Source organism: Candidatus Litorirhabdus singularis, assembly GCF_026262625.1.
Taxonomy (GTDB): domain Bacteria; phylum Pseudomonadota; class Gammaproteobacteria; order Pseudomonadales; family Halieaceae; genus Litorirhabdus; species Litorirhabdus singularis.
This window is the reverse complement of the sequence record NZ_SHNN01000003.1, coordinates 49,592-63,183: the sequence shown is the minus strand read 5'-3', so window position 1 is coordinate 63,183 and position 13,592 is coordinate 49,592. Positions and strand designations below refer to the sequence as shown.

Sequence of the window (13,592 nt, the reverse complement as noted above, 5' to 3'; positions counted from 1 at the left end):
TGAAATGGCTAGGCTGCTTTTCCGGATGTCGGTATTGTTTGGGTGTGGTTGCGGCGGCGTTTACCAAGCCACTGGTGGGCTTCGTCGATGTCATGAGGCTGAATCATAATAAGCGCGTAGTCGAAAGCTCCGCCGTTGGAGAGAAGCGGCCCAATTATCTGCCGGGCAGCATTCCAACTGGTGACCCTGATCACCAACTTTGAGAGATTCATTGCGCAAATCTTCTCTAAACCACGTGGTTATAGTGTGTCATCTTTTTTCGACACTTCTAGCAGTAGCGGCCAATACCACCTTGGCCTTGAATTCAGGTGAATGGTTTCGTCTTGGTCTTCTCATTGTTTCTCCTCTGAGCACTGTGCTCATGACGGAGGAAACACTTATACCTATCAATTCGCTGTCCAATCACTGGGGTCCATTGCTTGCTGTGCTATCAGTATAATGGTATCGCTAGGTTAGTAGAGCCAGAGTCTACGATTGCTCTGTATGATGGAATATTGGCAACACTTGCATTGCCAACTCCTAACCCCGTGGCGCTAAAGTATGCAGAAGACTATCTGGAAAAAGGCAAGATATTGGATCTTTTCGTCAGCGAAGTTAACAACCCACCCCGTCCGTCCACTGCATGAACATATCCGCCGCCTGAGCGCACTTACTGAGGGAAGCGGGTAGTCGCAGTCAGCATAATTGCATTACTGCGGAAATCGAAAATATCCACGTTTGATTCACGATTCTGGACACGGTAGGCGACCCCAACATCGAGCCAGTTCAGCAGGCTATATTCGAGCCCAACGCCTGCATCCCATCGTTTGTCTTTACGATTGGCAAAATTCTCGAACTCGTCGTTAGTAAACTTGAAGTCCACTTTAAACCGTGTAAGGTCCGTAATATCGCGAATAGCTGCAACATATCCGTAAGCCCTCACACTGCCACCGGCACCTCTCTGCCCTGAATTCTGATTGTCCTTACCAGCACCAAAAATTACCGTTGTGTGAATATCGGGGCGCCAGGAAGCATCGAGAAACAAGGCCAGACCCTGTTGCTCCGAGAAACGGGCATCATCGTAGTTACGACTACGGTATCCTATCTTGAAAACGCCAGTCGTTTTTGCCGTAACGTCCCAAGTCAGACCAGCGAGAAGCTTAGCATCATCGCCACTCTGATCTCCGCCTAAAGCGTCTTCTTCCGTGAAATCATAGTCAATATAGTCCGCTTCCAAAAGCAGTCTCGTGGCTGACGTAACTCGGTAATAGAACGTCAACATAGCACCCGCGCCATCGTAGTCACGGAACTCCTGATCGTTGTTTGTATAGCGTCTTTCACTGTATAAGGTGTCCAGCACCAACTGCCCCTGGCTGCCGGCGGTGCCGTAATCCACCGTAACTCCGACCTCGCTGTTATTCCATTTATCGGGTCTCTCGCCCTGCACAGACAAGGCATCCGTAGTGCCGGGTTTATCTACCTTACGCTCGTGACCCAAGGTAAAAGCGGATCGCAGCTTGGTACTGTGTTCAAGCATTAGGTAAGCGTTAATGGAGTTGTTGTTATAGTCCAGATCCGACTCAGCGTGATAACGGCCGAAATCACCCAGGTAGTTCACAGCCAATCTGGATGCCGACCAAACCTCATTCCAGGACAGCTCCGGCTTGAGCACAGCAATAGCATCGTTTTGTTCATCTGACCGGGTACGATATACATTGTCCTCATAGTGCAGTTCGGTTGTCGCGTTAAATAGAAACCCGGTTAGTGGTTCTTCGGCTTTCTGCGCTGCAGCTGGCAACGCCAACAATGCGGCCAGGATCACCAATGCGATGAACGTGGTTGCTATGCGCACAGAGCTGCCGACAACGTCATGCATAATGAACAGCTCCTTAATGTCAGGCTTATAGTAGTGGTGGAGCAATTTGGTTTGGCTTTTCATGATTTGGGCACAGTGACACAATAATTTGGCAAGACACCTTTGAACGATAGGCGCACACGTTAAAGTATGCAAGGCTTTGATCGTCCATCCGGGCTATCTCCACGCCGAACTCTACGATCTCTTGAGACGCGCCACATCTATACACAGGTAGCGCTGTCCGATGCCAGAGCTACCATGATTGTCACTATTGAGATAAACCCAGCTTTAAGAGGTGCCCTCTGAGTAAGCGTTCATTTCGCGCCGCAATTGACAACCAATAACCACGGCCGGCTAGCGAGGGATCGAAAGTCTTCGTTATCACGTCAATGACATTGATTGCACTTGTGGCTTCTGACCTATCCCCTGATGTTAGAACCATGGCCACGATGAGATTTCCAGCTAATCTCGAAAAATGGCGATTTCACTATGAAGAAGCGTTACGCCGAATAGCAGATTATTGGCGCCATTCGAGAGCATGAGGCGGGAGCAAAAGTGGAGGACATTCGCCGCTCACTCTGAATTTAGTTCGGCACGTACTATAACTGGCGAAGCAAATACGCGGGCCTAGACGTTAACGAAGCAACGCGATTTAGAGAGCTGGAGGCAGATAACGGCAAGCCGAAGAAACTCTTGGCTGAGAAACTGCTAGCGAACAAACCGAGGAAGAGAATCTGGGACAACGGCACTTAATTTGCTAGTAAGGCAATGTTCTTCTGGAGCGGGGAAACCGGCGTAACGCTAGGCTTTATCCAGCCAGGAAAGCCCACTCAGAATGCGTTTGTAGAGAGCCTTAACGGCCAGTTCAGAAACGAGTGCTTGAACCGCCACTGGTTTCGAACAATGGAAGAAGCCAGGGTAGAAGTCATCAATTGGCAATTACCAGAATATGAGACTCTCGCTGCCAATCCGCACGATACATTTCAGAATGTATGAGATATGCTCGGTTTTTGGATATGAGTCTCGAACATTTGATACGTTTTGGGGGGGAGCACTATACTCAATGTCAGATAATCCTATGCGTCACAAGACAGGCGAAATCATGTTGGATGAAAAATGGAAGGCGCTACTTTAGTGAAGAGTAACACGTCACTCAATATCTACCAGACGGGTATGAGCTGGTTCCCGGAGCAGCCCGGGAACGGCTTAGACAGAGTCTACTATGCTCTCTATGAGAATTTTGCGCATGCCAATGTTATTGCTCATGGGTCAGTCGCTGGCACGAATCAGGTCGCGGTAGACTCTTCCGGCGAGATACAAGCCTTCGCAAGCGATATGGCCCCGCTGACGACGCGCATGATGAAACAGCGAGCGCTGGTCAAATCCGCGCTCGAAGAAAATAGCTACGACTTGATTGCTTCACACTTTGCTTTGTACACCTATCCGATACTTGGGATAGTAAAAAAGTACCCCATGGTCGTTCACTTTCACGGACCCTGGGCCGACGAAGGCGTAGTTGAGGGAAGCAGTGAAACCGCATACAAACTAAAGAAGTATATCGAGCGCCGTGTCTATGCCAAGGCGGACATGTTCATCGTTCTATCAAATGCTTTTCGTCAGTTGTTAGTCACTGATTTTGGTATTCCAGAATCAAAAATTAGAATTGTACCCGGCGGAGCAGATCTCGATCGTTTCGATTGCGGGTTGTCGCAAGTGGAAGCCCGCAGGCAACTCGGTTGGGAAGAAGATCATACAATTATAGTATCTGTGCGCCGAATAGCACGTCGTATGGGTATTGAAAATCTAATTGATGCAGTTCGACACCTGGTTAAATCCAATCCCAATATCCGACTTAAGATTGCCGGAAAAGGACCGCTTGAAGAGGAATTTCAGCTACGGATCGTACAACTTGGTCTGCAACAACATGTTGAAATGCTTGGCTACGTTTCAGAAGACGATCTGCCAGCTATTTACGCTGCTGCGGACCTGTCAGTTGTGCCTACGATAAAGTTGGAAGGATTTGGACTAATTACAGTAGAGTCACTCGCTTCCGGTACTCCATGTCTCGTAACTCCGGTTGGAGGTTTGCCGGAGGTTGTAGGCCCACTATCCGGCTCTTTGGTTACTGATGACACCTCCGTGCAATCGCTCCAGAATTCACTGGAAGGCATTCTCGCGGGACAGATAGATATCCCGGACGCGGAGACATGTCGTAAGTACGCACGGGACAACTATGACTGGAAAGCTGTGGCGTTAAAAACAAGGGAAGTTTACGACGAGGTTCTTGCTCTATAAAACGAGTATTGTTCGTCGATCCGTCAAAAGTTTAGGGCGGTGCAGAACTTTCACTAATCGACATATTTCGCCGTTGGCGATATCGAGGTTGGTGAAAAAGCTACCGCTGGCCTCGAAGTCATTGCCCCATTGTCACAGGCGCTCCGCCATGAACCTGGTCATCTTCTCCAGGAACACTGTCTCGGAGAATTGTTCCGCGTGGCGTCGAATCGCCGCCGTATCCCACGAATGCTTTTCCATCTCCAGTAACGCGTCGCGGAGGCTTTCCGCAGTCGGTTCGCGGAAGAAGACACCCGTTTCGCCCTCTACCACTGTCTCCAGCGCTCCGCCTTTAGCATAGGCGATGACCGGCTTCCCGCAAGCCTGCGCTTCCACGGGTACGATTCCAAAGTCCTCGAACCCGGGGAAGATTAGCGCTTCGCAACTCGAAAGCTGCTCACGTATCTCCTCGTCGCTGACGTGTCCAAAAAAGCGTACGTTGTCTCCGGCAAGACTCTCCAGCCTGGCGCGATCAGGCCCCTCGCCAACGACGTGCAGTATACGATCGAGTCCACGAAAGGCCAGCACGGCGCGATCGAGACCCTTGTAACCGACGAGTCGGGAGAGGACGAGATAGTATCCTTTTGACGCGGTGGCCACCTCGAAACGCTCCACATTCACCGGTGGATAGATGATGGTCGATTCGCGGTCGTAGCACTGCTCGATTTGCTTCCGCACGTTCTCGGAGTTGGCGATGATGTGGTCCATGCGTCGGGCCGCAGCGATGTCGATACGTCTCAAATACGGTGTGCTGGCCTTCACTGCGGCGCGGACCAGGCCGGACGAAACCTCATATCGAAGGAAGTTTTCCGCATCCCACAGGAAGCGGGTCGGGTTGTGCAAGTAACAGAAGGTGATCATCCCTTCCGGTGCCCGGATGCACTTCGCGAAGGTGCTGCTGCTAATCCACGCCGCCTTTCGGGAGGGAATCCGCAACGACTTGAAGGCGACCGGGTAGATGGGAAAGAGCTTCTTGAAGTGGCGGTAGACCCCAGGCAGACTATCGACCCACGTATTGTGAATCTCCCGCCCGATGAGCTCGGGGAGAAGCGCTGGGCGCTCAGTGGCACTGGTATAAATTGGCGACTCCGGAAAAGCATTGGCCATAGTGGCCACCACACGCTCCGCGCCACCCATCTGGATGAGGTAATCATGGACCAGAACCAGATCTTCGGACTGCAACGTCGAACTCATCGCGGCCTCATCACAGAACTCTCGAGTTACTGTCAAAGCTTGTATTTCAGCGCCTGAATCAAGCGACGACATGGTCAATTTCTTTCACCTTGATTTCATCTCCAAACTTGAATCCTCTGATCACGTTCACAAGGTAATTGCACCATATAAACAGAGGGTCAGAGCCCTTCTCCGGTTGCACTACTTCGGCAATGTAGACACATTGGCCAGGAACAGGCCCAAAGGGAATGGTAGCATGTCCCGAGGAAGTACTTATCGAGCTGGCCAACGTAAGGAGCTCATTTCTGTTCAAAAAAATATTGCTGGGTGCGGAGAAGAAAACAACCCGAAAACTGTAAGGGCCAGCCCCCCACGGTAGCGGAGGCTTCGAGAACAAGTCTTGAAGCTTCCCGATCTATGATATTGCGACATTTCAATTCCTCGTGACTTCAGGGCGCCACAACCCTTTGGACAATTGTTGGCGTCAACAACATAATCGTGACTGGAGCTTTCTCTCCTTTCATTTTTTCTCAACCAGTGACACCATAATTACGTGCCGCTGTTGGGGTGTGACAGAAATACACTTGAGTCATTGACCACGTTAAGCCTCGCGTGGCGGAATTTCAATATCGAGCGGACGTGAATCGACAGCTCTTTCAATTATCTGTGACGGTGTTCTCATTGATTGACGACGTATGGTGGGTTTGGGCGGTATTGGTGTTAGCCTAAGTCCAATCAGATTCCTTTTTTGGATCATGCATAAATGCAAATATTGAGAATTATGGCAGTGACCCTGCTCATTACACTGGGCTCGGTTGCTACGGCGCAGGAGTCGGGGAGCTACGTGCTTGGGCCGGGAGATCGGATAGCCATCACGGTGTTTGGACAAACGGATCTCAGTATGGAGTTTACGCTGAGTGACGCTGGAACGCGTAACTATCCGTTCCTCGGCGAGATAGTCATAGCAGGCATGACGCTCCCTAGGTTGGAGCAGCGTATCGCTGATGGTTTGCGGGGAGACTATTTGATCAACCCTGACGTAAGCGTTTCTATAACGCAATACCGTCTGTTTTTTATCAACGGGGAAGTTAATCGTCCGGGAGGTTATCCATACCAGCCCGGCCTCACCCTGGAGAAGGCGTTAGCACTGGCGGGCGGCTTAGGCCCGCGCGCTGCAACCGATGAGATTGTGGTGAAGCGTGCTAGTAAAGCGTTGTCTGCCGCCGTTGCTATTGAGATGTCCGAGGCTGTCCACGCTGGCGATGTCATTGACGTACCACAGAGTTTTTTCTAGGTGACGAAAATGCGTGAAGACTTGGAGGCTGAAGACAGCGGTATCGATTGGCTCTTTTTGTTGACGACTGTTTATAGTCGCAAATGGGCCATCTTGTCGTTGGCACTTGTTGTCACTCTGGTGACGGCGGTGGTCGTCTTTTCAATGACACCGATATACAGTGCGTCGGCGCTGGTGCATATTGAATCCAGACAGGCGAATATTGTTTCCATCGAAGAACTTTATCGCGTGGAGTCTCGTGATCAAGGTTACTACAATACGCAGGCCGAGATTTTGCAGTCGCGCCCGATTGCCGTCAAGGTCATTGAGGCCGTCGGTGTCCCGCTAGAAGTCGAGTCTTCCGGAATTGCCAGTTTCTTCAGTTTTGACTGGCGTGCACTTTTGCCGCTAAAACCGCCTGAGCCGCCCGGTGGCTCGATTGAATTCAGCGAACAATCCGAGGATGTCGATAATTACCTGGAAGGCTTGTGGATTCAGCGGGTCGCAGAGACAGAGCTGGTAGTGGTTGGTTACGTATCCGAGGACCCTCGACTGGCGATGCAGTATGCCAACGCCCATGTTGCGGCGTATATGGAGAGTATTATTGAAACGCGGCAGTCCGCGACTGAATTGGCGTTGAGCTGGATGGGCGAGCGAGTTGCGGGTTTACGCAAAAATCTGCTGGACTCGGAGGCGGAGCTGCAGGCATTTCGTGAGCAGGAAAAACTCATAGACTCCGAGGGCTACCGAGCGCTGCAAACTCAGGAGGTGAACGATTTAAGCACGCGCCTGGTCAATGCGCGCCGCAAGCTGGCTGCCTCAAATATTGCCTATCAGCAGGTATACGGTAATGACTCCGCTGCCATTGAGAGTGTTCCAGCAGTCCTGGAAAATGCCGCGGCACAGGATTTCAGGTCTATTCAGGCACTGGCAGAGCAAGAGGTCGCAGAGGCAGGCAAAGTATTCGGGCCCAAGCACCCCGTTATGATTGCTGCTCAGTCCAAGCTGACTGAAGCGACGCGAAACCTTGACGTACAGCGGCAAAGCATTGCTGGTGGCATTCGCGCCGAGTATCTTGCAGCTCAGGCAGAGGTTGCTGCGCTGGAAAACGATTTGGCAGATGCCAAGCAGCAATATCAGGAGTTGACGCGCAAGGGTTCCAACCTTGCCAGTCTGCAGCAAGAAGTCGATACCAACCGAGAGTTATACGAACTTTTTTATGGCCGTGTGCAGGAAACTGCGCTGACCGCTGACCTCCAAGCGTTTGATGCTACCGTGGTTGAGCCTGCAGTTGTGCCCAGAGAGGCAATTTCTCCGAATAAGTCACGTGCCGTAGTGCTGGCATTTTTACTGAGTCTGCTTGCCGGTATTTGCTTGGCGTTCCTGCTGGAGCAGTTCAATAACAAGATCCGTAATGTAGCTGATGTAGAGGCCAAGATTGGTCTGCCGCTGCTGGGTCTGGTGCCGAAGCTGTCCGAGACGGCGCGCACGCAGCCTGCGCTGGCTTTGCATGAAGACGGCGAACACAGGTTTGGCGAGTCCATTCGCACCATTCTTACCGCCATCTCACTATCGAGTTTCGATCGACCACAAAAGGTTCTCCTCGTAACGTCATCCGTAGGTGGCGAAGGTAAATCTACCTTGGCGATGAACCTGGCGATGGCGATCGCTCCAGGGGAAAAAGTTTTGCTGCTGGAGGCTGACATGCGTCGCCCCAGCGTGGCACTGAATCTGAACCTCGACCCGACGCGGCCAGGCCTATCAGAACTGCTGGCGCAGCAGGCAGGCATCGAGGATTGTGTTACGACCTTGGAGGATGGCGGCCTGGATGTATTGACCAGCGGTACTATTCCCCCCGAACCGCTGCGGCTATTGTCATCAAGTGCTTTCACCCAGCTGATTGTTGAACTCCGTGATACCTATGATCGTGTGATTATTGACGGCCCGCCTGTTCTGGGAGTCAGTGATTCAGCCGTACTATCCACTCACGCCGATTCTTTGGTTTATGTGATCAAGGCGGATGCCACCCCGGTGAGGCAGATAGGTGCAGGTATCGGACAACTGCAGCGTTTCAGCGCGCCGATGCATGCGGCCTCTCGAGGCGCAACTTCGAGGCGGGCGACGGACTACTTTGCCGGCGTTGTGGTGAACCAGATCGATATGCGCAAGGCAACCGGCAGTGCCGAATACGGTTATTAGATCAGGGCAGGTCAAATCTCTGACTGTATGTTCATTGTTAGCATAACCGGATGGCGCACTAGCTTTTAAATAGTGCCCCAAGCGCGCAGAGGCGACGATTCAGCGGATTCTAAGCCATCGTCCAGAATTTTGAATTTGTTGGTGGAATATTACGCTGATGACGTAAAGCGCTTATCAATTGAGGAGCCAAAGGTTCCTGAAGTTTGGGGGAACCGTAAGTGAAAGTAGTATCTGCCAAGAATATTGTCCGGAACGCAGAAATGCCGCGGCTGCGCATACCCAACTGCACCTGACAAACAATGGGGTCGTACTGACAAGCATTACATTGCCTCTGTGAACAAAGCGTTAACCTCAACTATCGCCGGCATGGTGTTGGCTGAATACGGCTTGCAAGTAGATGACCCTATTGCCCCGCTGTTGCATGAGTATTCGAGCTACTTTGCAGACCCGGCCAAGGCGGGGCTGACGCTGCGGCAGTTGCTCAACATGCAGTCGGGATTTGTCTGGAATGAATGGTCCAGCAACGATCTTGCGCTGCTCTGGAAGTCTACCGATTTCACCGAGTTCCTGCTCGAACGCAGCAACGCTGGACCTGGTTCGTCGTGGGTGTATAACAGTGCGGGGCCTAACATGCTGCTGAAGGCGCTGGATGGGGTGGTAGACGGCGGCATTCGTAGCTGGGCCGATGCGAACTATTATGCCAAGCTGGGCATCACAGATTATGAATGGCAATCCCAGCCTGATGGCACACCCGAAGGTGCAGCGCGCATGCTGTTGCGGCCTCGCGATATGCTGAAAGTGGGTATTGCTTATCTGAACAAGGGTGTTTGGAACGATGAGCAGGTTATTCCCGTCGATTGGGTCAACAAGGTATCCAACGTAGAGGTAGTGAGCGGTGCGGGTAGCTACAGCTATTATTTCTGGCATCGATCGCTGAACGGAATCAATTACATTTCAGCGGATGGAGATGGAGGGCAGTATATCAATATATTCCCCGAACAGAATATGGTCATCGTGATGACACAAGGGAATTACCTGGAGTGGCCTTTGTATGTCAATCAGGCGGATAGCATCATGGGTATCTATGTGTTGCCAGCTGTGGTCAATTGAAAATTCAGCAGTGTATGGCCTATGTTAGCGAGCAACTAATTTCTGGGATAGGCCGGTTTTTTACGGTAGTGTCGGTTATGAAAATATTGGATTTAGGATCTATCGTGAACCGTTTTCTGCTCGCAGCTCTCTTCCTAACCGCCATCACCGCGTGTGGCGGCTCTTCCTCTGGCTCCGATCCGGAGAATTCGCTCCCACCAGCGCCAGAACCAGCGCCAGAACCAGAACCAGAGCCAGAACCAGAGCCAATCGCATCTTTTGCCTGTGGTTCCTCTGGCGCAACTTTGACCGCCAATGAGTCACCTGACAGTTATGTGTTGTTCGAAAGTGGTCCGGTTCGCCCGTTGGCGTTGAGTGAAGATGGCAGTCGATTACTGGTGACCAATACCGCCGCAAACTGTTTGGAGATATACACCGTCGAAGCCGCAGGGTTCACGCTTGTGGATAGCGTAATGGTGGGTATGGAGCCAGTGGCAGTGGCCTTTGCCAATGACAACGAAGCGTGGGTCGTCAACCACTTGAGCGACTCGGTGAGCATTGTGGATTTGAGTGCTACGCCACGGGTAGTGCAAACCCTGCAGGTGGGCGATGAACCCAGAGACATCGTATTTGCAGGACCTGATCGCCGGCGAGCTTTTGTCACGGCGGCATACCGAGGGCAAAACCACCCCAGCTTCAATGTAGATGATCTTGTTCGGTCTGGTCTTGGTAGAGCAGACGTGTGGGTGTATGACCGGGATTCTATGGATACCAGTCTCACTGGTAATCCACTTACTATCGTCAACCTGTTTGCTGACACACCCCGGGCGCTGGCAGTGTCTGTCGATGGAACCACGGTTTACGCTGCAGCCTTTATGTCGGGTAATGGCAGTACCACCTTGTCACAGGAAGTGGTCGCGAGGGTTAAACCAGAGCCTGTCTCAAATGCTGACGGCGTCAGACAACCGGACACCGGTCTTATCGTTAAAAAATCAGGTAGTGCCTGGGTGGACGAAGAGGGTACAGACTGGGCCGCAGAGGTCAGGTTCGACCTACCTGATCTTGATGTTTTTACCATTGACGCAATGGCGGATGTACCAGCGATTACCAATGAGCATTCTGGCGTTGGCACCATCTTGTTCAATATGGCGGTCGACCCGGTGAGCGGTGATGTTTTTGTCAGCAATCTCGATTCGCTGAATGAGATACGCTTCGAAGGCCCCGGTCATGGCTCTACTACGGTTCGTGGCAGAATTGCCGAGAGTCGTATAGCTGTTCTGGGTGCTAGTGGAGTGACTAACAACCACCTTAACCCGCACATAGACTTTGATGTGGACGAGGGCAGCAGCTATCCAGGTCCTGATGTGGCGCGTAGCCTGAGTCAGCCCACTAACATGGTGTTCAGCCCCGACGGTAGCGTCTTGTATGTTGCTGCATTTGGTTCTGCCAAGGTAGCGGCCATTCCAACAGAGCAGCTGCGCACAGGCAACTACGTTCCCAGCGCCGCGCGCCACGCTGAACTTGCTGACGGAGGCCCTTCCGGATTGGTGATATCCAGCGATGGCGAGCAGATTATTGTGTATACCCGCTTCGACAACGCGATATCGCTCTGGCGTACAGAAGATGGCGAAATGCTGGCTCACCAGCCACTGTTCAGCCCTGAGCCAGCTGGGATAATCGAAGGCAGGCGGTTTCTCTATGATGCTCTGGAGACATCTGCCAACGGTACCTCCGCTTGCTCTAGTTGCCATATTTTCGGCGACATGGATCAGCTGGCCTGGGATCTGGGTGATCCGGACGCATCGTTGCAGCGCAATCCCAACGAGTATGTCGCTAATAGCCCCATCACCACCTTTAATTTCCATCCCATGAAAGGGCCCATGACCACTCAAACTCTGCGCGGAATAGCTGATTCAGGCCCACAGCACTGGCGTGGTGATCGTACCGGGCAGAACCGCGCCCTGGTTAATGGTGAGCTGGAAAGCATAGAGGCGGCTGCGTTCAAGGAATTTAACCCTGCTTTTGTCGGGCTCGTCGGCAGAACTGAGGAGTTGAGCGCTCAGGACTTGCAGGTCTTTACAGACTTCGCGCTGGCCATTACGCCTCCGCCAAATCCGGTACGCAATCTGGACAACAGTCTCACCCCGGCCCAGGCTCGGGGCGAAGACATCTACTTCAATGTAAACAATATCACCGGCATTGGTAGCTGCAATCATTGCCATGTCTTGAACCCCGAGCAGAAGCAGTTTGGAACCTCTGGCCTAATGTCATTTGAGGGTGCCGGTATTGCCGAGAACTTCAAAATACCGCATATTCGCAACGCCTATTCCAAGGTAGGTATGTTCGGTACCTCTGGGGACTTTTTGGGTAACGGGCAACATCAGGGTCCACAGATTAAGGGCTTTGGCTATCTTCACGATGGCTCTATCGCCACTCTGCTGGATTTCTTTGCTTCTCCCACCTTTGTGTTTCCTGCACCCAGGCAAGAAAATCAGGAAGATATTGTGCGCTTCGTTATGGCGGCGGATAGCAATATGGCGCCGGTGGTGGGGCAGCAGGTAACGCTAAACGCCAGTACGGGCCAGGCGGCAATAAATAGGTTAGATCTGTTGGAACAGCAGGCTGTCGTGGTAGACCCGTTGCCAGAATGTGATTTGATTGTTCGCGGTGTGTTAGATGAGGTGCGGGTATCGCTGCTATTTGATGCCGGTAGCTATGAAGATAACAACGCCAATATTATCAGTAGCACCGAGCTGCGCGCAGCAGCGGCCGAGGAAGACAATGGTCTAACGTTTACCTGTGTGCCTCCTGGTAGTGGGTCCCGTTTGGCGTTGGACAGCTAGCTGAGAGAATCAACGCCAGCTGGTGTGGAGCGCAGACAAATCTGCATGCCAAGATCTACCCCATGCCATTTATCGGCCTGCAGCTGATCATTTTTGAACGATAATAAGTTATCTTGTCTGCACGCAGCGAGCGTCAGGCTGCAGTGGGTTAAGTGAAGAGGAAAGAGAATTCGATATGCTGTCTGCACCATTACCAACTGTTGAAATAAATCCTGCCGAAGCGCCGGTTGCCGTTGTCATTTGGCTCCATGGACTGGGCGCTGACGGACACGATTTTGAACCCATTGTGCCCGAGCTTCATTTACCTGCTGACTTGCCCATTCGCTTTGTGTTTCCGCACGCCCCCGAAATGGCCGTGACAGCCTTTGGTGGACAGCGCGCACGGGCTTGGTTTGATTTTGATCCTGGAGGTGGCGTCGATTCGCCGGGCCTGGAAAAGTCAGTGAGGCAGGTTCGTGATCTTATTCAATATGAGATTGATAGCGGTACCCCCGCTGAGCGCATTCTACTGGCGGGTTTTTCCCAGGGCGGAGTGCTGGCATTTCACACCGCACTTTATTACCCGAAGCGTTTGGCCGGCATTCTTGCCTTGTCTACCTTTCTTGCAGACAGTGAAAGTCTTGGCTCTGAGAAGGCGAGGGTTAATGCGCAGATTCCTATTCTCATGTGCCATGGTCAGCAGGATGCGGTGTTACCAATGGCCTTGGGTAAGTCTGCACTAGAGGCCCTGCAGGGCTCAGGCTATGCAATCGAGTGGCGAGAGTATCCGATGGGGCATGAAGTGTGTATGGAGGAAATCCAGGAGATCAGCCGTTGGTTGCAGTCAGTGCTTGCGGTGAATAGCTGA

9 protein-coding genes and 1 pseudogene are annotated in these 13,592 nt (G+C 52.1%); 7 read left to right on the top strand and 3 right to left on the bottom strand.

The annotated features are described in order from the left end of the window. Positions 1–8 precede the first annotated feature (8 nt). On the bottom strand, positions 9–212 hold the full coding sequence (locus tag EYC98_RS14730) for a hypothetical protein (protein ID WP_279246136.1): 204 nt from the start codon (positions 210–212) through the stop codon (positions 9–11). A gap of 437 nt (positions 213–649) precedes the next feature. Further along, complete coding sequence (locus EYC98_RS14725; protein WP_279246135.1) at positions 650–1,855, bottom strand: outer membrane beta-barrel protein; 1,206 nt, start codon at positions 1,853–1,855, stop codon at positions 650–652. 495 nt (positions 1,856–2,350) lie between these two features. Here EYC98_RS14725 and EYC98_RS14720 point away from each other — a divergent pair. Both EYC98_RS14720 and EYC98_RS14715 read left to right on the top strand, forming a co-directional pair. Continuing rightward, positions 2,351–2,773, top strand: a pseudogene (locus tag EYC98_RS14720) (integrase core domain-containing protein); the annotation flags it as partial. A gap of 177 nt (positions 2,774–2,950) precedes the next feature. Next, on the top strand, positions 2,951–4,129 hold the full coding sequence (locus EYC98_RS14715) for a glycosyltransferase family 4 protein (RefSeq protein ID WP_279246134.1): 1,179 nt from the start codon (positions 2,951–2,953) through the stop codon (positions 4,127–4,129). 132 nt (positions 4,130–4,261) lie between these two features. Here EYC98_RS14715 and EYC98_RS14710 read toward each other — a convergent pair whose 3' ends face one another. Continuing rightward, positions 4,262–5,434 (bottom strand): glycosyltransferase, encoded by a 1,173-nt coding sequence (locus EYC98_RS14710; RefSeq protein WP_279246133.1) that lies wholly within the window; start codon positions 5,432–5,434, stop codon positions 4,262–4,264. Between the two features lie 670 nt (positions 5,435–6,104). Here EYC98_RS14710 and EYC98_RS14705 point away from each other — a divergent pair. The 5 genes from EYC98_RS14705 (at position 6,105) to EYC98_RS14685 (ending at position 13,592) form a co-directional block, all read left to right on the top strand. Continuing rightward, positions 6,105–6,635 (top strand): polysaccharide biosynthesis/export family protein, encoded by a 531-nt coding sequence (locus EYC98_RS14705; protein ID WP_279246132.1) that lies wholly within the window; start codon positions 6,105–6,107, stop codon positions 6,633–6,635. A gap of 9 nt (positions 6,636–6,644) precedes the next feature. Next, the gene (locus EYC98_RS14700; RefSeq protein WP_279246131.1) at positions 6,645–8,813 is read left to right on the top strand and encodes a GumC family protein; all 2,169 of its coding nucleotides are present in this window, start codon (positions 6,645–6,647) and stop codon (positions 8,811–8,813) included. Between the two features lie 243 nt (positions 8,814–9,056). Then, positions 9,057–9,923, top strand: coding sequence for a serine hydrolase domain-containing protein (locus tag EYC98_RS14695; protein WP_279246130.1), 867 nt, complete (start codon positions 9,057–9,059; stop codon positions 9,921–9,923). 77 nt (positions 9,924–10,000) lie between these two features. Next, positions 10,001–12,745 (top strand): YncE family protein, encoded by a 2,745-nt coding sequence (locus EYC98_RS14690; protein ID WP_279246129.1) that lies wholly within the window; start codon positions 10,001–10,003, stop codon positions 12,743–12,745. A 175-nt stretch (positions 12,746–12,920) separates the two neighbouring features. Next, the gene (locus EYC98_RS14685; protein ID WP_279246128.1) at positions 12,921–13,592 is read left to right on the top strand and encodes an alpha/beta hydrolase; all 672 of its coding nucleotides are present in this window, start codon (positions 12,921–12,923) and stop codon (positions 13,590–13,592) included.

What these genes read in the sequence shown, in the direction of transcription:
- EYC98_RS14730 (WP_279246136.1), bottom strand. Translation starts at nt 212, where the DNA reads ATGAATCTCTCAAAGTTGGTGATCAGGGTCACCAGTTGGAATGCTGCC.
- EYC98_RS14725 (WP_279246135.1), bottom strand. Translation starts at nt 1,855, where the DNA reads ATGCATGACGTTGTCGGCAGCTCTGTGCGCATAGCAACCACGTTCATC.
- EYC98_RS14715 (WP_279246134.1), top strand. Translation starts at nt 2,951, where the DNA reads ATGGAAGGCGCTACTTTAGTGAAGAGTAACACGTCACTCAATATCTAC.
- EYC98_RS14710 (WP_279246133.1), bottom strand. Translation starts at nt 5,434, where the DNA reads ATGTCGTCGCTTGATTCAGGCGCTGAAATACAAGCTTTGACAGTAACT.
- EYC98_RS14705 (WP_279246132.1), top strand. Translation starts at nt 6,105, where the DNA reads ATGCAAATATTGAGAATTATGGCAGTGACCCTGCTCATTACACTGGGC.
- EYC98_RS14700 (WP_279246131.1), top strand. Translation starts at nt 6,645, where the DNA reads ATGCGTGAAGACTTGGAGGCTGAAGACAGCGGTATCGATTGGCTCTTT.
- EYC98_RS14690 (WP_279246129.1), top strand. Translation starts at nt 10,001, where the DNA reads ATGAAAATATTGGATTTAGGATCTATCGTGAACCGTTTTCTGCTCGCA.
- EYC98_RS14685 (WP_279246128.1), top strand. Translation starts at nt 12,921, where the DNA reads ATGCTGTCTGCACCATTACCAACTGTTGAAATAAATCCTGCCGAAGCG.